This window comes from Pleomorphomonas diazotrophica (genome assembly GCF_002844595.1).
GTDB lineage: Bacteria > Pseudomonadota > Alphaproteobacteria > Rhizobiales > Pleomorphomonadaceae > Pleomorphomonas > Pleomorphomonas diazotrophica.
In genome coordinates this window covers 37,921-55,646 of sequence record NZ_PJNW01000015.1, presented here as the reverse complement: position 1 = coordinate 55,646, position 17,726 = coordinate 37,921, and the positions used below count along the sequence as shown (strand labels likewise).

The following is a 17,726-nucleotide window of genomic DNA, read 5'->3' as shown; positions in this document are numbered from 1 at the left end:
CGGCCGATATCGCGCTTCGTGTCCGCCTCTTTCCTTCATCTTCTCGGGTGGCCTTCTGCCGCCTTGCCATCGACGCCCGATAGAGACTGCGGTATTCTGCAACCTCTGGGCCGAGAAGCCGCTCGCTTTCGTCAATCCAAGAGGAGTTGGCCGTTCGCCATGCGTCTCCTGCTCGCCTTGCTCCTCGCGACCGCCGCGTCCGCGTCCCAAGCCGCGACGGACAACAGCGTTTTCGTCTATGCCATGCGCCCAAACGTGGTTTTTGAAGCCTATGTGGGGCACGTCTTGTCGCCGCTGCGCTATTTCCAGCGAGGGATTCCCGAGGGGAGCACGGCCGTGCCGGCATCGGAGATCGCCCTTTACGAGCGCGCGGCGGAGCGCCGGTGGGTTAGGGCCGTCAACGCGGCCATGCGCGCGGACATCGATGGCAATGACCGGTTGGATAGATCCGAACTCGGTCAGGCAGGCGTAGAAGCCCGCAAGATCGATGAGCTGTTCCGCCTGTTCGGCAAGAATGAGCATGCAGCCGTGAGCCGGCACGAGTTCAATACCGTCACCGAACCGCGTGTTGTGGCGGCGCATGCCTATCTCAGGATGGTCGACGGCGACGAGATCCACCTTCAGGAGGTTCTGGACCGCGCCACCCGTGCCTTCAGGGAGGTCGATGCCAATGGTGACCTGGAGATTTCCGCTTCAGAATATCGATCAGTCTTCGGCGATGTCGGAGCGGATGCCAACGAGCCGTCACTGACGCGCGACACCGTAACCAGGCTGCTTATCAACCTTTTGCGGGACGCCTCCGATATGACGCTGCCGCCCGGCAGTCTCGATTGTGCGATGCCCCGCCCATCGTCAGGGGCGGAAATCGTCCTCGTTGGCGTCCATGACGGCGCCGCCGTCTCCGACGTCTACATCGGCTCGCCCGAGAAGCAAACCACCACGGCCGAGATCGCCATCAAGGCCGGCAGCGAACCGCTCTACATCATTCTCTCCACTGACGAACCGATGATCTGGCGCTTCACGGGCGCGACCGATCGCGTTGAAAGGGTTGTCCTAAGCGGTTTCATGCGGGCGCACAGCGGAGCCGTCGGCATATCGGCGGACAAGCTGGCGCTGGCGGACGGCGACGAGCGGGACGTCTGCGTGCCGTCGTTCCACGACGTTTCCCCGGGGGAAGGAAGGTTGATCGGGGACAGAGTCGCCGCGGCGATCGGCCGGAGGCCCGGCCGGATAGCGGCAACCTATTCGGTTGCCAAGCTGTTGGTAACGGCAATGGACTTCGAGGACACGCCCGTAAGCCGGCCATCGGCACCGCCGGGGTTTGATCTTGAAGACTGGCGTGCCGCCGCAGAACTTGCACCTGCCGGTCTCGTGAGCATCGACCCCGGCAAGGTGGCAGCCTTCGCGCCGGCGGCTAAATACAAGGTGTTGCCAATCACGCTTGGCATCGGCGGGCCGCTCCCCTCTCTCCCGGCGGGCTCCACGGGCACTCGGTCTGGCAAGTTCGGCTTGAACCTCACAGTCGCGGGACCGGAAGGGTCAGCGGGGCAGTCCTGTAGGGATTCGGAAGAACCAGGCAAACCGCTTCCGCCGGGCTGCCGATAGCCTACGGCCGTCTCCGTTCTCGCTCTCTTCTGCCTGAGGTTCACCTTGAGTTCGCACGCGCATTCAAGCGGCCTTCGCCAGGATGACAGCTTGATGGAGGCGGGAAATCGTTCGGCAGCGGCGAGCTGAGAACACGCAAGTAACTGTTTCATATCAATAAACTGTCATCCTTGCGAAAGCGAGGACCTCAGGCAGAACGAAGCGCGACGCCGATATCGCGCTCCAATACCCGACCATCTACCCCACGCCCTCAGATACGCCTCTTCGGAGCCGGCTCGCGGCCTGAATCGCCGGAGTTCGGCTCTCCCTTGGGCTCGATCAGCAGAACCTTGACCTCGCTCTTGGCGCGCGGGCGATGCACCACGCCCTTCGGCACCACGAAGAGCTCGCCGGCCCTGACGGTGCGCGGCGGCTCGCCCTCGATGTCCATCTCCATCTCGCCTTCCAGCACGTAGAAGAAGTCGTCGGTCGTATCGTGCTTGTGGAAGGGGTATTCGCCCATGAACTTCACGACCATCACGTCGTTGTCGTTGTAGTCGGCCACCACATGCGGGTCCCAGTGGCTCGAAAACCGGCTCAGCTTGTCCTTGAGATTGACCGTCTTCATCTCAGCTCCCTGTATCCCATCTTGGGGAAGACAAGGCGTTACACGCGATGCCGGCGACGACAACCCGAAAATGCGCAAGTACAGGGAGATGGAGCACGACGCCGATATCGCGCTTCCTTTTTCAGCGCCGCCCTATGCCCGCCCCTTGCCCTTTCCTGCCCGAGGTCCTCCTTGAATTCACACACGTGAATTCAAGTGGCCTTCGCGGGGATGACAGCATGATGGCAGCAGTCGATAGTTCGGCCAACAGAGGGCTATCACCAGCTATCAACTTGTTCCGTATATATAAATCTGTCATCCCCGCGCAGGCCGCTTGAATTCGCTCGCGAATTCAAGGTGTACCTCAGGCAGGACGAAGCGCGACGCCGATATCGCGCTCCTCTCCTTCCCTTCACGCCATGACGGACTCTCTTCCCACCCTCGCCGCCAGCGCCACGGCGTCCGCGCCCGCCGGCAGCCGCATGGGGCAATTCGGATCGGTCGCCGCCCGCCACACCGCCTCGGCCACGTCGATGGCGTGCGTCACCTCGTCCACCGGCTGCTGGGCCCACTTGGCGAACACCGCCTCGGCGATGTCGCCATAGGGCTCGGGGATGCCGCCGGCCATCAGCGCGCGGGCGTTCTGGCCGAAGTCGGTTTCCGGCGCCCGGCCGGGCAGCACGATGCGCACGCGGATGCCGAAGGGCTCGAGCTCCAGCGCCACGCTTTCCGAAAAGGCGTTCACCGCCGCCTTGCTGGCCGTGTAGACCGAGAGTAGGTGCAGCGGCGCCACCGTGACGCTGGAGGACACGTTGACGATCACCCCCGCGCGCCGCTCGCGGAACTGCGGCAGCACCGCCTGCGTCATGGCCATGGTGCCGAGCGTGTTGGTCTTGAAGATCAACCGCGCGTTTTCGGCCGACGTGCCCTCCAGCGGATTGAAGAAGCCGACGCCGGCATTGTTGACCAAGACGTCGATCGGCCCGGCCGCCGCGACGCACTCAGCGATGCTCTTGGCATCCGTCACGTCGAGCGGCAACACCCTGAGCCGCTCCGACGCCGGCAGGAGATCCTCGCGCGGCTTGCGCATGGTGGCGACCACGTTCCAGCCGCGCTCCAGGAAATACTTGGCCGTTTCAAGCCCGAAGCCCGAGGAACAGCCGGTGATCAAGACCGTCGTCATGGGATGTCCTTTCAAAATACCTGAGCAGTTCCAGCAAAAGTGGGAACCGGTTTTGCGTCCGGAACTGCGTCCGAAGAAGCTGTTGAGGGCTTGAAGATAGATTGGACATCCGGGACGTGCTACGATGCATCGTCCGATATTCTTTTACGAAAGTCCGGAAATGACCGATCCGCTCGCCGAGGTCGTCACCCTCCTCCAGCCGAGCGCCCGCTATTCCAAGCTGGTCTCGGCCGCCGGCGCCTGGCGCGTCACCCGCGTCGAGGCCGGCCGCCCCTTCTATGCCGCCGTGCTCGACGGCGCTTGCCGCCTCGCGGTGGACGACCACCCGCCGCTGATCGCCGAGAAGGGCGACTTCGTGCTGATCCCCTCGGCCAACGACTTCACCACCACCAGCCTCGCGCCGCCGCCCGAGGGCGTCGTCACCCAGCCGGTGGAGGTGGGGCCGCGCCACTATCGCATGGGCCGGGCGGACGGGCCGGCCGACACGCGCCTCGTGGTCGGCTATTGCGCCTTCGGCTCGGCCGACACCGCGCTCCTCCTGTCGCTCTTGCCGCGCCTCATCCACGTGCGCGGCGCGCCGCGCCTTTCGACGCTGGTGGAGCTGGTGGACGAGGAGGCGCGCGCCGCCCGCCCGGCCCGCGACGTGGTGCTCGCCCATCTCCTGGAGGTGATGCTGATCGAGGCCTTCCGCGCCCTGCCCGGCGCCACCGCCTCGCCCGGCCTCATCCGCGGCCTGGCCGACGAGCGGCTCGCCGCCGCCCTCCGTCGCCTGCACGAGAACCCGACGCGCCCCTGGACGGTGCCGGAGCTCGCGAGGGAAGCCGGCCTCTCCCGCTCCGTCTTCTTCGAGCGCTTCCGCCGCGTCGTCGGCCTCGCGCCCATGGAATATCTCCTGGCCTGGCGCATGGCGCTGGCAAAAGACATGCTGCGCCGGGGCGCGGCCGGCGTCGCCGAGGTGGCCGAACGCACCGGCTACGCCTCCGCCAGCACCTTCACCATCGCCTTCTCCCGCCACGTCGGCGAGCCGCCGGCGAGATACGCGCGCGGCGCGGCGGCGTGACAGCGAGGAAACCCATGGTGGACATCAGACCCGCGACGGCCGACGACCTCCCCGCCATCGTCGCCCTTCTCACCGACGACGACTTGGGACGGGGGCGGGAGGACGCGCGCCTGCCGCTCGACGCCGGCTATCTCGCCGCCTATGACGCCATCGCGGCCGATCCCAACCAGATGCTGCTGGTGGCCGACGACGGCGGCGCGGTGGTGGGCTGCCTTCAGCTCACCTTCATCCCCGGCCTGACGCGCCGGGGTATGTGGCGCGGCCAGATCGAGGGCGTGCGCGTCGCCCGGACGCGGCGCGGCGCCGGCATCGGCCGGGCGCTGATCGAGCGGGCGATCGCCGAATGCCGCGCCCGCCACTGCGGCCTCGTCCAGCTCACCACCGACAAGACCCGCTCCCGCGCCCACGCCTTCTACGCGTCGCTGGGATTCGAGGCGAGCCACGAGGGCATGAAGCTGGCGCTTTGAGCTGACGCTCTCACATGGAGGAGCATTGATGACCGACCAACTATCGCCATCCGCCCTGATCGATCTGAAGCTCGAAAAGCTGGGCGACTGGCGCGGCGAAACCCTGAAGCGCATCCGCGCCCTGATCCACGAGGCCGACCCCGACGTCGTCGAAGCCCTCAAATGGGCCAAACCCACCAACCCCCAAGGCGTTCCCACCTGGGAACACGCCGGCATCCTCTGCACCGGCGAAGTCTACAAGACCTACGTCAAACTAACCTTCCCCCACGGCGCCGCCCTCAACGATCCCAAGGGCTTGTTCAATGCAGGGTTAGGCGGAGGGACGAGGCGCGCGATTGATATTCGCGAGGGGGAGATGGTGGATGGGGAGGCGTTCAGGGAGTTGGTGCGGGAGGCGGTGGGGTGGAATGTGGGGAAGGCGGGGAGGTAGGGCTGGGGTGGCGGCAGCACAAGTCAACCGCATCGAAAACGAGCAAGGGAACACTCGTCACCAGCTCTGGGAGCCGGCACACATGCCTGTATCTAACAGCAGATTTACTTTTAACAGCACCACTGTTAGACTGATCGCATGATGTTAGAAGAAATCCCAGCCGCGCAATTGGATACGCTTGCCGAGGCGGCGGAGGCCTATGTCCTGCACGCCTTCGGGCGGCGGCTGGAACTGACACCGATTGCCCCTGCGAACGTTCCACATTTCGTGCATGATCGCTATAAGCTGTGGCAGGGGCAATTGGGCAGCCGTCCCCTCGTTATCATGGCCATACGCGAACCTCGACGAGGCATGTCAGCAGATTATCTCAAGCACCGTGACCTTATCCATCGTCAACTCGGCGTCGATCTCGTCTTGCTGTTGCTTGACAATGTGCCGAGCGCCGTCCGGCGTCAGATGGTGGAGCGGCAGGTTGGGTTCATTGCTCCGGGCGCACAGCTTTACGTTCCGGAAGCATTGCTCGATCTTCGCGAACGCGCGCCGAAGATTGCAATCCCCCCCGCCGACCGGGTCAGTCCTACAGCGCAATTGCTGCTGCTTGCGATCCTGCAAGGTGTCGCCCCCGAGGACGAACATCTTACCGACCTCGCCAAGCGGTTCGGCGTGTCGATCATGAGCATGAGTCGAACGCTGAGTGAGCTTGAGGCCCTTCAGCTTGCAAAGCGCCGCCAAGTTGGCCGACAACGCCGTCTGCACATGCTCTTGGGCAGTCATGAGTTGTGGGAGGCCGTTCGCGAGCGATTGCAATCCCCAGTCCGCAAAGTTCGCGTCGTCAATGGCAGGATCGGAAGCTCTGTCGCACCACTCGCCGGTGAGAGCGCTCTTGCCCACTACACCATGCTGGCTGCGCCTCGGGTCGAGACGCGTGCCGTGCTGGCGCTGAACTGGAAAAATCTCAGCGAGAGTCTCGCACTCATCCCCACGGGAGGATTCGACGACGACCGCACCGAGATCCAGAGCTGGGCCTACGACCCGCTCATCCTCGCGCGGGACGGTGTCATCGATAGGTTCTCGCTGTATCTCAGTGTCCGGGCGAGTCCGGACGAACGCGTGGCGCAGGCTGCCGAAGAGTTGCTGGAGACACTTGAATGGTGACCGGGATCGACCGTTTCCGCACCCATTTTGCGGGTCATGAACATCAATATGTGCTGATCGGTGGGGCTGCCTGCGAACTTATCATGGGCGAGATCGGCCTCGACTTCCGCGCCACCAAGGACCTTGACATCGTACTGATCGTCGAAGCGCTGGACCCTGCCTTCGCTGAATGCTTCTGGAGCTTTATCGAGGAGGGAGAATACGAGATCAAGGAGAAAAGCGAGGGCGGAAAAATCCTATACCGCTTTCAAAAGCCGAAAGCCCAAGGTTTCCCGGCGATGCTCAAGTTGTTCTCGCGGTCGCCGGAGGGGTTGATACTTGCCGATGGCTCGCATCTTACACCCCTCCCCATCGACGACACGGCCGCAAGCCTGTCGGCCATCCTGCTCGACGAGGATTACTACAATTTCCTGAAATCGATGGTAAGCGCAGCGGCTGGGATTCCCGTACTCAACGCGGCCGCAATCATCCCGTTCAAGGCGCTGGCGTGGCTCGATCTTCGCCGGAAGCGCGATGCGGGTAGCCAGGTCGACGAAAGGAACATCAAAAAACATCGCAACGATGTGGCGCGCCTGCTGCAACTCTTGAGCTTGGAAGCCAGCTATGATCTGCCTGAAACGGTTGCGAAGGACTTGCTGGCGTTTGTCGAGCTGGCCACGGCAGAAGCCGATTATGACCCTCGGCAGTTCAACGTGAGCATGACGCGACAGGATGTCGCTAAGCGGCTTCGCGCCGCATACAACCTCTGAACGATCAATCCCTCGACCCATCGACCCGTCGCGCATCAAGAGGGGTCAGCTTGCCCCTCACAACCTCACCCGATAATACGCCTTCCACTGCTCCGGAAGATCCGACGGGTGCTGCCCCACGTGGTATGGCTTGCCGCCCACCCGCTCGATGACGATCCTTGAGCCCATGTTTTCGATGTTGCAGAGGATATGCAGCGTCTTGAGGCCTTTGGATCTCGCGAGTTTCATCAGCGCCCGGAGCGCCGCCGTGGCGTATCCTTTCCCCTGTTTCCAGGGCACGACGGAAAAGCCCACGTGGCCGGGAATGTCGTCGGGCACGGCGCCGGTGGCGGGGATGTAGCGGAGGTCGGCCTTGCCGGCGAACTCGCCGTCGAAGATCCAGAAGGCGTGGTTGACGAGCGCCGCCCGCGAGGGGCTTCGCGCCGGGGCGGGATCACTTAGGATCTTCTCAAGATAGCCGGCCCGATCGCTCCTGAGCGCGGCGAGTTCGGCCTCGACATAGGCGGCGTCGCCCACGCGCCGCGGGTCGGGCGACCAGCCCCTTGCGAGCGCATCCTCATAGCCGCCAAGGGCGTCCAGCGTCGGCGTCACGAGAACCGGGATTGTCGTGGAGGTCATTTCCGCCACCCCATACGCACCCTGCACGACCGAAAACGATGGTCATCACCGCACCGATTGATGCTTGTCGAGCGATAGATCCAGCCTCCAGGAATTGCAACACACACTCGCGCAACCAAAAGGAATCCTAAACGCATTGCGCGTTAAACGTGTAACATCCGACATTGTGAAAGTGACGCCATCCGATGCGTGCCCGTCATCTGTTTTCCCTGGCCCTGCTGCTCTCGCTGGCCTTTGGGGCTTCGTGCCCGTTCTCGGCTCTTTCGGCACAGGCGCAAACGGTGGGTGATGCCGGCAATGTGGTCGGGCCCGACCGGATCAGGAGCACCTGGGGCAAGGCACTCAATCCATCTCATCAGGTTCCAGCCAATGGATTCAAGGCGATCTATATTGACCGCCGCAACCCCCGCACCATCGTCTTCCAGGAGAACGTGGACAGCATTGCGATCAACTACGCCTGGAACGATTTCCATAACATCGAGTCGCCGAACTTCGCGGCCTACTGGGTCGGACGGCTGAACTACTCGGCTCCCACCACAAAGAAGATCAGCGTCAGCCAAGGCTGGGCCAAGTCTCGAATCTTCATCGATGGTGAGATGGTGTTCGATGACGCGGACGAAACCAGCTTCGTGCACAACTTCACTCCAGGCGAGCACGTCATCGAAGTCGAATATATCAACAACTGGCATACGACCGAGTACAAGGTAACGATAGAGGACAATGCCAAGTCCTGGACAAAAGCCGAAGTTGCGGAGTTTTTCAGGACAAACGGAGACAGGTCAGCCCACGTCTATTATGCCGGCATCTATGAAAGCGGCGCCAAAGGCATGTCGCTCAAGCTATCACCGCCACAGGAAGGCAAGCCGGTGATCCTCTGGCTGTCCTCCTATGCGGCAGTCGACTGGAGAATCGCCTCGGAAGACAACGTGCTGGCCGTTGTGCTGAGCTCCCACGCTCCCGGGTCGACCGTCAGTGGGACCAAGGTCAACAACCTTATCCATCTGAAAGAATGGGAGGGAACTTACACACCCACGCCAGATTGTAGCTGCGTCCAGGGATTGTTTCATTGCGAGGGGCAGGGAGACCTGAACGCGATTGCCGACGACCTGCGGAAGATCACCGGTCTGGAACTCTCCGGGTATACGGTAACGTACAAAGCCGAAGCCCTCTCCATGCAGCCCTACGATCAAGGCACTCGCCGACAGATCGAAGAGGGCAAGGCGGCCAACACGGCCAAGCAAAAAGCTTGCACGAGCGATCCCAACCCCGACTTCGATAAGCTGATGCTGAGGCGGTGAAGCGAGCGGCTAATATCATGCTCCCTCCACCTCCCCTACCCCTCAACCCCCTCGATGAACGTGAGCAGCGCGTCCGTCACCTCCTCCGGCCGCTCCTGTTGCAGCCAGTGGCCGGCGTCGGGGATCACTTGCGAGCCGCGGAGGTCGGGCACCAGGGCGGGCATGGCGGCGATGATGTCGGCCATGCCGGGGATGGAAAGGCCGGTGTCGCGCTCGCCGATCAGGAACAGCGCCGGCACCTCCACTTTGGCGCCGGCCATCGCCTGCTGGAGTTCGTAGTTGCGGTCGAGGTTGCGATAGTAGTTGAGCGCGCCGGTGAAGCCGGTGGCGGAGAAGGCCCCGGCCAGGAGGTCGAGCTCTTCCTCGGGCAGCCAGGCCGGCAGCGCCGCCGGCTCGGGCAGGTCGGCGAGAAGGCCCACTCCCCGCCGCACCATGCCGAAGGGGTTGGGCGTGCCGTCGCCCTGAAGGCGCGGGCCGGCCTCGCCGCTCGCCGCGTTGAGGATCTTGAGGAGCGTCAGGCGCGGGTTAAGGGCGAACTCGGCGTCGGCCAGCCCCGGCTCGCTGAAATAGAGCGTGTAGAACAGCGCCTCCTCGCTTTGTGGAAAGATCCTGGAGGGCGGCAGCGGCGGCAGGCCCATCATCGGCACGCCCAAGGCCGCCACGGCGCGGAAGCGATCGGGCCGCATCAACGCCGCCTGCCAGGCGACGGTGGCGCCCCAGTCATGGCCGACGATCACCGCCCGTTCCTCGCCCAGCGCATCCATGAGCGCCACCATGTCGCCCACCGCATGCACCACGGTATACCGGTCGGCCTCGGCGGGGGCGCCGCTGCCGCCATAGCCGCGCATGTCGGGCGCCACCGCCCGGTAGCCGGCGGCGGCCAGCGCCGCCACCTGATGGCGCCACGCGCGCTTGCCCTCGGGAAAGCCGTGGCAGAGCAGCACCAGCGGCCCCTCGCCGGCCTCGATGAGGCTCATGGAGATGGTCCGCGTGTCGATCAGCGTCTCGCGCATGGCGTGGCTCCTTTCATTGCGTAACAAGTGGTGTTACAGAATGAGCCTGGAGTCAATATAGCGTAACTTCAATTGTTGCGGAAAGGTGAGGACATGCGAAGCGACGGCCGGCTGGCGCGCATGCTGCACGTGCTCGTCCACATGGCGCTCTTGGGCGGCCGGGAGACGTCCGAGCGCATCGCCGAGATGCTGAACACCAACCCGGTGGTGGTGCGCCGCACCCTCGGCGCGCTGCGCGACCATGGCATCGTCGCCTCCGAGGGCGGGCGCGGCGGCGGCTGGCGGATGGCGAAGAGCCTCGACGAGATCACCGTGCTCGCCGTGCAGCGGGCGCTCGACGGCGGGCCGATCCTGCCGGCCGCCACCTCAAGCGATCACCCCTCCTGCCCGGTGGAGCGGGCGTCGAACGCCGTGCTCGTCGCCGCCCATGCCGAGGCCGAGGCGCGGCTCGTCGAGATCTACGGCGCCACCACGCTCTCCGAAATCGCCCGCGCCGCCATGGAGACGGCCAAGGGACAAGCCTAGAGCAACTCCAGCAAAGGTGGGAACCGGTTTTGCGTCCGGAGTTGCGTCTTGAAAGCTCCACCCCCTACATCAGCTGCGGCGTGCTGGCCGCGTCGATGCGCCGGTGGAGGAGTGAGACGAGGCTGAGCAGATCCTCGGCGTCGTCCTTGGTCATGTGCCAGTGCGGCCTCGGCTCGCCGTCGGCCCCGTCGTGGAACAGGCCGAGCAAGCCCTTCAGCAGGCTGGCAAAGCCCTTCTGCTCGGCCAGATGGCCCTCGCTCACCAGCGCGTTGATCGCCAGAAGCGGCGGCGCGCCCGCAAAGGCCTGATCGACCAGGTCGGCGCCGTCGTCGTTGAGGCCGGTGCGGCGGCGGATCTTGTCGGCAACGCCCTTCACCGCGTCCTGCACGGCGTGGATGTAGTTGTCGACCAGGAGTTCCTGCTGGCAGTAGCGCATCACCTCCGGATGGGCGCCGCGATAGGTGAGATCGGCGCGCAGTTCCCGCGCCCGCCGCGCCGCCTCGCTGAGCTTGTTCTCCGCCCGCATCACCGTGAGCTTGCCATCCTCGCTGATGGCAAGGCCGGCCAGCGCCAGGGCCTGGTTGACGTTGAGGCGCATCGCCTCGAAGCGCTCGGGCTCCTCGGCAAAACGTTCCCGCCGCATCACCTTGCAGATGAAGGCGAGGATATGCGTGCGGTCGTTGCGGCTCGTCTGCACCTCGGCGAAGGCGTTGAGGAGGCGCTGCCGCGTCTCGAGGCCCGCGTCGGCATCGGGAATGCTGGCCGTCTCGAGCAGAATGGAAATCTCGCCGTCGGTCAGACCGCCGGGTGTATCGCCGAGTGCGCCGGCAATGGCTTCCAGTTGGTGTTGGGTAAAGGTTGGCATGATGTCTCGCTCTGGCTGAAGCGCCCGCGACTGAATACGTTCTAATCGGACAATGAATTAACTTAGGAAGTATGATCCCTGTTCCAGAAATGGGGAGTGGCTCAATAGTATATCAGCCTAAATGCGGATGTCGTTTTCGCGAGGGGATCGTCTTTTTCTGCAAAAGAGCAAAACGCCAAGACGGCAACAGCATCCGGCACTTAGGGCCGGGACTGGTAACCAGTAGGCGACGGGGACGGCCGCTAGAGCAGTTCCAGCAAAAGTGGAAACCGGTTTTGCGTCCGGAACTGCGCCTAAACAGAGTTCTAGATAGTTGACGGCGGCTGCGCCGGCTCTCCAGTCTGGCCATTCAGATACATCCGGCCATAGCGAGCCGGTGACAAACCCGCGTATCGGGCAAAGGCGACGCTGAAGGAACTGGATGAACTGTAGCCGACGCGCTCGGCGACTTGATCCAAGCTGAGCTCCTGCCCGCGGAGAAGCCGTCCGGCCAACGCCATTCGCCATGCCAGAAGATATTCCATCGGTGGCATGCCCACCGTCCGGCTGAAGCGAGCGAAGAAAGCCGACCGCGACAAAGACGCTTCGGAAGCGAGCCCAGCGACCGTCCAAGGACGTTCCGGGCGGGCATGGAGGACGCGCAGCGCTGCCGCAACGCGATCGTCGGCAAGACCGCGAGCCAGACCCGGCGGTGCATTTTCTGTCTCGCAGCCGCATCGCAAAGCCTCGATCAGCAGCACCTCCAGCAGCCGTTCGAGCACAAGCTCGCGCGCGGGCCGATGTGCGCGGGTCTCTTCGCCGACCAATTGCGTCAGCGTCGCGAGCCGCGGCTCCCCGCGCGCCAGGACAAGACGCGGAAGCAGCGGCACGAGCAGTGCCACATCGGGCGATCCGAACGAACAATGCCCGATCTGGATGCAGAGGTTTGGCGGCTCGTCTTCCCGGCCGACACGAAAGCGCCCCTCGCCGATCTCGATCGGTTCTTCCGGTGTCTCGCCCTGCGGCAAGTCCAGGCTTTCCTTGATCAGGTCGCGCATGGCCGGGACCAGCAGGAAATCCCCCGCGCGCAAGATCAGGGGCGGTTGCCCGTCGACCGTCACACGGCACTGCCCCTCCAGCACCGCGCAGTAGAAGGGATCGCCCGTTCCCTTTCGCCGGAACCTCCAAGAGCCGCCGCACTCTATCAGCTTGGAAAAGCGGGCCCTCGGCTGGAGCAGTGTGACGACTTCGGCAAGCGGGTCGATCTTCATGCAGGACCATTTCAAAAGAAATCAATACTCTCAACCATAGTTCGTCCTGGTCAACGCCGCTAGATTGATTTCAGCATCAAGAGGCGGAGAAACCTATGCCTGCAATCTTCATTACCGGCTGCTCATCCGGCTTCGGGCTGGAGACAGCGCGGCTGTTCCTCCAGCGCGGCTGGGACGTGGTCGCGACCATGCGGACGCTCAATGCCGAGCTGTTTCCGGCATCCGAGAGGCTCCGCCTCCTGCGGCTCGACGTGACCGATGCGGCTAGCGCCGCTCACGCGGTAGCCGAGGCTGGTCCGATCAACGTTCTGGTCAACAACGCCGGTTTCGGTGTGCCGTCCCCCGTCGAACTGACCGAATTCGGCGTGGCGCGCGCCATGTTTGAAACCAACACGCTGGGCACGCTTGCGATCATCCAGGCACTGCTGCCATCGTTTCGCCAGCGACGATCGGGCGTCATCATCAACGTCTCCTCGTCGACCACGCTGAAGTCGTTGCCCATGGTCGGCGTCTATCGCGCCACCAAGGCCGCGGTGAACTCCCTGACTGAGACGCTGGCCCTGGAAGTGAAGCCGTTCGGCGTGCGCACCCATCTGGTCATACCGGGAAGCGCACCTGAAACGCGGTTCGGCGCCAATGGATTGCCTCATCTCAGGGGCAGCGACAACGCCGACTATGCACCGATGATCGAGCGCATCGTAGCCCACATGCGCGATCGCTCGGGACCGACGACCCGCGCCTCCGACGTGGCGGCGGCGATCTGGCGATGCGCCACCGATCCGGCATCGCCATTTCGTCTCGCGGCCGGGCGCGATGCGGAAGCCTTGATGGCAGAGGCGGGATAAGCGCCTCGATCTTCTGGGCAGCTTGGGCTCATGAAGCAGGCCAAACTAGCTCGGCTCGCCGCAGGCGCTCGCAAACGGCCGCATTCCGTCCTTGGCGCCGGTGAGCGGGAAGGTCCGCTTCTCCTTGCCCAGGGCGATGGTGAGCTCCCTGCCCTTGGAGAGCATGCTCGACAGCGCCGGCGTCAGGCGCCCCTTCGCCTCCAGGATGACGTCGCCGGTCTCCTCGGAGACCTCGACGCTGCCGGCCATCGAGACGCTGCCCTTCACCGGCGGCGCGGTGATCGTCACCGCCACCTCGCCCGCGCGCGGCTCGAAGGCCTCGCCGAGCGACACGTCGAGGATCAGCTCGCGCCCCGGCAGCTCGCAGACGAAGGCGATCGGCGCGTCGTCGCTTTCGGGCATGCCGTAGACCAGCGTGGCACCGTCCCCATAGTCGAGCCCCAGCCAGATGCGGTCGTCCTCGGCGCGGGCAGCGGTGGCAAGGGCGGCGAGACCCGCGAGGGCAAGGGCAACGGCTTTCATGGCTCCTCCGGAGGCAGATGCTACGGAAGAGCCTAGAGCATCGCGGCAAGGCAATAAAGCGCACTCCTGCCTCGCGGCACCGGCCAAGTTCCGCTAGCGTCGCAGCGTCGACCAGGGATTCGAGAGGAGCGCTCATGCGCGAGACGACGCTGTTTGCCATGGCCGCCGAGCAGGAATACGGCCCGGCGCTCAAGGCGCGCATCAAGCCGGTGATGATCGGCGTCGGCCCGGTGGAGGCGGCCGTCAACCTCACCGCCGAGCTCAGCGCCCGCGCCCATCGCGGCGAGTTGCCGAAGCTGGTGGTGAGCCTCGGCTCGGCCGGCTCGCGCCGCCTCCGCCACGCCGAGGTCTATCAGGCGACGTCCATCGCCTATCGCGACATCGACGCCTCGCCCCTCGGCTTTCCGAAGGGCACCACGCCGCTCCTCGACCTGCCCGCCGTCATACCCTTGCCGCTCCGCGTCCCCGGCGTGCCGGAAGCCAGCCTCTCCACCGGCGGCAACGTCGTCTCCGGCGCCGCCTACGACCTTGTCGATGCCGACATGGTCGACATGGAAACCTTCGCCCTCTGGCGCGCCTCACAGAAATTCGCCGTCCCCCTCCTCGGCCTCCGCGGCATCTCCGACGGCAAGGCCGAGCTGACCAAGTTCAGCGACTGGACGGAATATCTCCACATCATCGACGAGAAGCTCGCCACCATCGTCGACCGGATATTGGCGGGCGAGGTGGTGGCGGCGGAGTAAGTGGAGGACGGCAGGCACGATATCTCTGTCTTCGTGCTACATCCCTAAGTTCATCAGTAGTATTTGGAAATTCAGCCCGTGCGTGTGGCGGCGTATGATTGCCGATCTCGCGCAAGGGAGCCTCTCGGGACGGCTCCACGTCTTGGCGAAAACGGTTGTCCGCTGGATGACGCGCCATGAGCTTCTATCGGCTCGATCAACAGGTTCACCTCATTCTGGGCGCGGTGAGCCATTGCCTTTTCCACGGCGGCAGCGGCGCGGTCTACCACATCAACAACGACACGCTCCGCCTTCTCCAGCGGCTCGCGGGCCAAGGCGACGACGGGCTCGCGGCCGACGAGACCGGCCTGATCGAACAACTGGGAGTGGCCGGCCTTCTTCGGGCCGTCGACGAGCCCTGTTCTCTCGATAGTCTTGAGACCTCGCCCTTGGGCGATCGGCGCGTGGACTTCGCATGGATCGAAGTCACCCAGCGCTGCAACATGCGCTGCCTGCATTGTTACGAGGGCTCCTGCCCAACCAGCGGCGACGACATGGCCGAGGAGGACCTCCGCCTCGCCATGCGCCGCCTCGGCGATTACGGCATCCGCAACGTCCAGTTCATCGGCGGCGAACCCCTGCTGCTCGGGTCGAGGCTGACGGCCTGGATCCGTGAGTACCGCGATCGCCTCGATGCCGTCGAGGTGTTCACCAACGCGACCTTGCTGAAGGAGCCCCTCGTCAGGGAGTTCAAGGCCTTGGGCGTCAGCGTCGCGCTGTCGCTCCATTCGGGTGACGAGGCCCAGCATGACCGGATGACCCGCACCCGCGGGTCATTCAGGCGCACCACCCGCGCCATCGAGCTGCTTCGCGCCCACGGCGTGAAATACCGGACCTGCGGCGTGGAAATCGCCGGGATCGACGCGGGCCGGAGCGATGCCTATGCGGTCGACAAGCGCGATCTGGTGCGGCTGACCGGGCGGGCGGACCTCACGCTCTATGACGACGCCATGCTGAGACGCAAGCTCATCACCCAGGACAACTTCCGCCGCACCCAGTCCCTCACCGATGTTCGCGCGAAGTCGAAGGGGCACAACTGCTTTGCCCGCAGCATCTACATCGATTGCCACCTGGAGGTCTTTCCCTGCGTCATGGAACGGCGCTTCAGCCACGGCAACCTCAGGTCATCAGCGCTTGCCGACATCCTCGATCCCGGCATCCGGCACCTGACCAAGGACCGCGTCGAAAGCTGCGCCGCCTGCGAATACCGCTATTTCTGCTTCGACTGCCGCCCCGACGCCTGCGGCGCCGGCAGGTTTGCCAAGCCCTGGTACTGCACCTACGCGCCGGAAACCGGCACATGGACCGCACCAGACGCATTCATTGCCACACTGAAAGCAACTCCAGCCAAGCTGGGAGCCGGTTTTCCGGCTGGAGCTGCGTCTTGAGAGGAAGAGGAAGACCAACACCGGAAGGAGACGGATCATGCCGAGTTACAAGTTTGAACTCTTGACCGATCCAGCGCGTCCCATGCTCATCGCCGGCTGCGAACCGGACAAATGCGACCCGACCTGCAACCCGTGCGACCCCTGCGGCCCGGACAGCGTCTGCGATCCGGTGTGCGAGCCGAGTTCGTGCGATCCCATGTGCCAGCCGGCATGCGCGCCCTGTGGTCCCTGCGATCCCGCCTGCGAACCCTACTGCTCGCCGAGCTGCTCGCCGCCGAGCTGCGGACCATGCGCCCCCAGCCCCTACTCCTGACCGGGGAAGGCGGCGTGACGCGGCCGGGCTACACCGTCACCACGATCTTTCCCAGCTGATCGCCGGCCTCCAGGTAGCGATGCGCCTCGACGATCTCGTCGAAGGCGAACACCCTGGCGATCACCGGCCTGAGCGCGCCGGCAGCAAGGCCGTCGAGAACGAAGGCCTTGGCCGCCTCAAGGCGCGCGGCGTCGCGGATGATCTCGTGCACCAGGTAGCCGCGCAGCGTCAGCGTCTTGCTCAGCACCGTGAACAGTGGGAAGGGCGTCGGCTCCGGGCTCAGCCCGCCATACTCGATGAGGATGCCGCCGGGCGCCAGGGCCGCCGCCAGCGGCTCAACCATCGGGCCGCCGACCGCGTCGAAGGCAAGGCGCAACCCGTCCGCCCCGCTGAGGGCGGCGAGCCGCGTGTCCAAGCCGCCCTCGGCGATGGAGACGACATGCGCGGCGCCGGCGTCCAGCAGGGCCTGCCGCTTGGCCGAGGTCCTGGTGACGGCGATGGGCGTCGCGCCCACCCGGTTGGCGGTCTGGATCGCCGCGAGGCCCACGCTGCTTGAGGCCGCGGTGATGGCCACCGCCTCGCCGGGGCCGAGCCGGGCGATGTCGATCAGCGCGCCATAGGCGGTGAGATAGGCCATCCAGACGGCCGCCGCCGTCGTCCAGTCGAGAAAGGCCGGGTGCCTGACCACATGCGCCGCCGGGAAGGTGGCGGCCTCGCCATAGGCGGGATATCGCGCCTGGGAGATGGGCGGCACCACACTGACGGCGTCGCCCGGCGCCAGCCCGCTGACGCCGTCGCCGACCCGCGTGACGATGCCCGCCGCCTCCAGCCCGAGGCCGGACGGCAGGGCGGGCCTCTCGATGTAGCGGCCGGCGCGCATCAACGCCTCCGCCCGATTGAGGCCCAGCGCCTTGACGGCGATCTGCACCTCGCCCGGGCCGGGCCTCGGAGGGTCGATCTCCTCGATGCGCAAGACCTCGGGGCCGCCGAAATCGTGAAAGCGGATGATGCGCGCCATCTGGAACACTCCAAAGACCTGAGACCGAATGGAGTATGCCCACGGCGGAAACCG

At 64.9% G+C, this 17,726-nt stretch carries 20 protein-coding genes; 12 read left to right on the top strand and 8 right to left on the bottom strand.

Annotation, left to right across the window (positions count from 1 at the left end):
- Positions 1-159: 159 nt before the first annotated feature.
- Complete coding sequence (locus CXZ10_RS17450; protein WP_101290647.1) at positions 160-1,605, top strand: EF-hand domain-containing protein; 1,446 nt, start codon at positions 160-162, stop codon at positions 1,603-1,605.
- A 250-nt stretch (positions 1,606-1,855) separates the two neighbouring features.
- Here the strand turns inward: CXZ10_RS17450 and CXZ10_RS17445 are convergent, their stop codons facing one another.
- A complete protein-coding gene (locus CXZ10_RS17445; RefSeq protein WP_101290646.1) occupies positions 1,856-2,212 on the bottom strand; it encodes a cupin domain-containing protein in 357 nt (118 codons plus the stop codon).
- Between the two features lie 391 nt (positions 2,213-2,603).
- Positions 2,604-3,374 carry an SDR family oxidoreductase gene (locus tag CXZ10_RS17440; protein ID WP_101290645.1) on the bottom strand — a complete coding sequence of 257 codons (771 nt, stop codon included), beginning with the start codon at positions 3,372-3,374 and terminating at the stop codon, positions 2,604-2,606.
- Between the two features lie 160 nt (positions 3,375-3,534).
- Between CXZ10_RS17440 and CXZ10_RS17435 the strand changes: the two genes are divergently transcribed.
- From CXZ10_RS17435 to CXZ10_RS21875, 5 genes are all read left to right on the top strand, one after another.
- Positions 3,535-4,434 (top strand): helix-turn-helix transcriptional regulator, encoded by a 900-nt coding sequence (locus CXZ10_RS17435; RefSeq protein ID WP_101290644.1) that lies wholly within the window; start codon positions 3,535-3,537, stop codon positions 4,432-4,434.
- 14 nt (positions 4,435-4,448) lie between these two features.
- Positions 4,449-4,901 carry a GNAT family N-acetyltransferase gene (locus tag CXZ10_RS17430; protein WP_101290643.1) on the top strand — a complete coding sequence of 151 codons (453 nt, stop codon included), beginning with the start codon at positions 4,449-4,451 and terminating at the stop codon, positions 4,899-4,901.
- A gap of 28 nt (positions 4,902-4,929) precedes the next feature.
- Positions 4,930-5,331 carry a DUF1801 domain-containing protein gene (locus CXZ10_RS17425; protein WP_101290642.1) on the top strand — a complete coding sequence of 134 codons (402 nt, stop codon included), beginning with the start codon at positions 4,930-4,932 and terminating at the stop codon, positions 5,329-5,331.
- 138 nt (positions 5,332-5,469) lie between these two features.
- Positions 5,470-6,486, top strand: a complete 1,017-nt coding sequence (locus CXZ10_RS17420) for a hypothetical protein (protein WP_101290641.1) — start codon at positions 5,470-5,472, stop codon at positions 6,484-6,486.
- Positions 6,480-7,235: a hypothetical protein gene (locus CXZ10_RS21875; protein WP_101290640.1), complete on the top strand. Its 756-nt coding sequence runs from the start codon at positions 6,480-6,482 to the stop codon at positions 7,233-7,235. Before CXZ10_RS17420 ends, CXZ10_RS21875 begins: the two co-directional genes overlap by 7 nt.
- 57 nt (positions 7,236-7,292) lie before the next feature.
- Here the strand turns inward: CXZ10_RS21875 and CXZ10_RS17410 are convergent, their stop codons facing one another.
- Positions 7,293-7,853, bottom strand: coding sequence for a GNAT family N-acetyltransferase (locus CXZ10_RS17410; RefSeq protein WP_101290639.1), 561 nt, complete (start codon positions 7,851-7,853; stop codon positions 7,293-7,295).
- A gap of 185 nt (positions 7,854-8,038) precedes the next feature.
- On the opposite strand from CXZ10_RS17410, the gene CXZ10_RS17405 reads away from it, so the two are divergent.
- The gene (locus CXZ10_RS17405) at positions 8,039-9,151 is read left to right on the top strand and encodes a hypothetical protein (RefSeq protein ID WP_101290638.1); all 1,113 of its coding nucleotides are present in this window, start codon (positions 8,039-8,041) and stop codon (positions 9,149-9,151) included.
- Between the two features lie 35 nt (positions 9,152-9,186).
- Here the strand turns inward: CXZ10_RS17405 and CXZ10_RS17400 are convergent, their stop codons facing one another.
- Complete coding sequence (locus tag CXZ10_RS17400) at positions 9,187-10,164, bottom strand: alpha/beta fold hydrolase (protein ID WP_101290637.1); 978 nt, start codon at positions 10,162-10,164, stop codon at positions 9,187-9,189.
- A gap of 93 nt (positions 10,165-10,257) precedes the next feature.
- On the opposite strand from CXZ10_RS17400, the gene CXZ10_RS17395 reads away from it, so the two are divergent.
- Positions 10,258-10,689, top strand: coding sequence for an RrF2 family transcriptional regulator (locus CXZ10_RS17395; RefSeq protein WP_101290636.1), 432 nt, complete (start codon positions 10,258-10,260; stop codon positions 10,687-10,689).
- Between the two features lie 64 nt (positions 10,690-10,753).
- Here CXZ10_RS17395 and CXZ10_RS17390 read toward each other — a convergent pair whose 3' ends face one another.
- Both CXZ10_RS17390 and CXZ10_RS17385 read right to left on the bottom strand, forming a co-directional pair.
- Positions 10,754-11,554 carry a TIGR02391 family protein gene (locus CXZ10_RS17390; protein ID WP_101290635.1) on the bottom strand — a complete coding sequence of 267 codons (801 nt, stop codon included), beginning with the start codon at positions 11,552-11,554 and terminating at the stop codon, positions 10,754-10,756.
- A gap of 305 nt (positions 11,555-11,859) precedes the next feature.
- Positions 11,860-12,804 (bottom strand): AraC family transcriptional regulator, encoded by a 945-nt coding sequence (locus tag CXZ10_RS17385; protein WP_101290634.1) that lies wholly within the window; start codon positions 12,802-12,804, stop codon positions 11,860-11,862.
- A gap of 95 nt (positions 12,805-12,899) precedes the next feature.
- Here CXZ10_RS17385 and CXZ10_RS17380 point away from each other — a divergent pair, with 95 nt between their 5' ends.
- Entirely contained in the window at positions 12,900-13,649 is a 750-nt protein-coding gene (locus tag CXZ10_RS17380) for an SDR family oxidoreductase (RefSeq protein WP_101290633.1), read from the top strand.
- 45 nt (positions 13,650-13,694) lie between these two features.
- Here CXZ10_RS17380 and CXZ10_RS17375 read toward each other — a convergent pair whose 3' ends face one another.
- The gene (locus tag CXZ10_RS17375) at positions 13,695-14,171 is read right to left on the bottom strand and encodes a hypothetical protein (protein WP_101290632.1); all 477 of its coding nucleotides are present in this window, start codon (positions 14,169-14,171) and stop codon (positions 13,695-13,697) included.
- Positions 14,172-14,305: 134 nt separating this feature from the next.
- Between CXZ10_RS17375 and CXZ10_RS17370 the strand changes: the two genes are divergently transcribed.
- From CXZ10_RS17370 to CXZ10_RS21400, 3 genes are all read left to right on the top strand, one after another.
- Entirely contained in the window at positions 14,306-14,914 is a 609-nt protein-coding gene (locus CXZ10_RS17370; protein ID WP_101290631.1) for a 5'-methylthioadenosine/S-adenosylhomocysteine nucleosidase, read from the top strand.
- Positions 14,915-15,090: 176 nt separating this feature from the next.
- Positions 15,091-16,341, top strand: a complete 1,251-nt coding sequence (locus CXZ10_RS17365; protein ID WP_101290630.1) for a radical SAM protein — start codon at positions 15,091-15,093, stop codon at positions 16,339-16,341.
- A 186-nt stretch (positions 16,342-16,527) separates the two neighbouring features.
- On the top strand, positions 16,528-16,713 hold the full coding sequence (locus CXZ10_RS21400) for a hypothetical protein (protein WP_143741557.1): 186 nt from the start codon (positions 16,528-16,530) through the stop codon (positions 16,711-16,713).
- Here CXZ10_RS21400 and CXZ10_RS17360 read toward each other — a convergent pair.
- Positions 16,683-17,672 carry a zinc-dependent alcohol dehydrogenase family protein gene (locus CXZ10_RS17360; protein WP_101290629.1) on the bottom strand — a complete coding sequence of 330 codons (990 nt, stop codon included), beginning with the start codon at positions 17,670-17,672 and terminating at the stop codon, positions 16,683-16,685. The genes CXZ10_RS21400 and CXZ10_RS17360 overlap by 31 nt on opposite strands.
- Positions 17,673-17,726: the final 54 nt, after the last annotated feature.

Coding starts and splice junctions, on each gene's coding strand:
- CXZ10_RS17450 (WP_101290647.1), top strand. CDS start 160: ATGCGTCTCCTGCTCGCCTTGCTCCTCGCGACCGCCGCGTCCGCGTCC.
- CXZ10_RS17445 (WP_101290646.1), bottom strand. CDS start 2,212: ATGAAGACGGTCAATCTCAAGGACAAGCTGAGCCGGTTTTCGAGCCAC.
- CXZ10_RS17440 (WP_101290645.1), bottom strand. CDS start 3,374: ATGACGACGGTCTTGATCACCGGCTGTTCCTCGGGCTTCGGGCTTGAA.
- CXZ10_RS17435 (WP_101290644.1), top strand. CDS start 3,535: ATGACCGATCCGCTCGCCGAGGTCGTCACCCTCCTCCAGCCGAGCGCC.
- CXZ10_RS17430 (WP_101290643.1), top strand. CDS start 4,449: ATGGTGGACATCAGACCCGCGACGGCCGACGACCTCCCCGCCATCGTC.
- CXZ10_RS17425 (WP_101290642.1), top strand. CDS start 4,930: ATGACCGACCAACTATCGCCATCCGCCCTGATCGATCTGAAGCTCGAA.
- CXZ10_RS17420 (WP_101290641.1), top strand. CDS start 5,470: ATGATGTTAGAAGAAATCCCAGCCGCGCAATTGGATACGCTTGCCGAG.
- CXZ10_RS21875 (WP_101290640.1), top strand. CDS start 6,480: ATGGTGACCGGGATCGACCGTTTCCGCACCCATTTTGCGGGTCATGAA.
- CXZ10_RS17410 (WP_101290639.1), bottom strand. CDS start 7,853: ATGACCTCCACGACAATCCCGGTTCTCGTGACGCCGACGCTGGACGCC.
- CXZ10_RS17405 (WP_101290638.1), top strand. CDS start 8,039: ATGCGTGCCCGTCATCTGTTTTCCCTGGCCCTGCTGCTCTCGCTGGCC.
- CXZ10_RS17400 (WP_101290637.1), bottom strand. CDS start 10,164: ATGCGCGAGACGCTGATCGACACGCGGACCATCTCCATGAGCCTCATC.
- CXZ10_RS17395 (WP_101290636.1), top strand. CDS start 10,258: ATGCGAAGCGACGGCCGGCTGGCGCGCATGCTGCACGTGCTCGTCCAC.
- CXZ10_RS17390 (WP_101290635.1), bottom strand. CDS start 11,554: ATGCCAACCTTTACCCAACACCAACTGGAAGCCATTGCCGGCGCACTC.
- CXZ10_RS17385 (WP_101290634.1), bottom strand. CDS start 12,804: ATGAAGATCGACCCGCTTGCCGAAGTCGTCACACTGCTCCAGCCGAGG.
- CXZ10_RS17380 (WP_101290633.1), top strand. CDS start 12,900: ATGCCTGCAATCTTCATTACCGGCTGCTCATCCGGCTTCGGGCTGGAG.
- CXZ10_RS17375 (WP_101290632.1), bottom strand. CDS start 14,171: ATGAAAGCCGTTGCCCTTGCCCTCGCGGGTCTCGCCGCCCTTGCCACC.
- CXZ10_RS17370 (WP_101290631.1), top strand. CDS start 14,306: ATGCGCGAGACGACGCTGTTTGCCATGGCCGCCGAGCAGGAATACGGC.
- CXZ10_RS17365 (WP_101290630.1), top strand. CDS start 15,091: ATGAGCTTCTATCGGCTCGATCAACAGGTTCACCTCATTCTGGGCGCG.
- CXZ10_RS17360 (WP_101290629.1), bottom strand. CDS start 17,672: ATGGCGCGCATCATCCGCTTTCACGATTTCGGCGGCCCCGAGGTCTTG.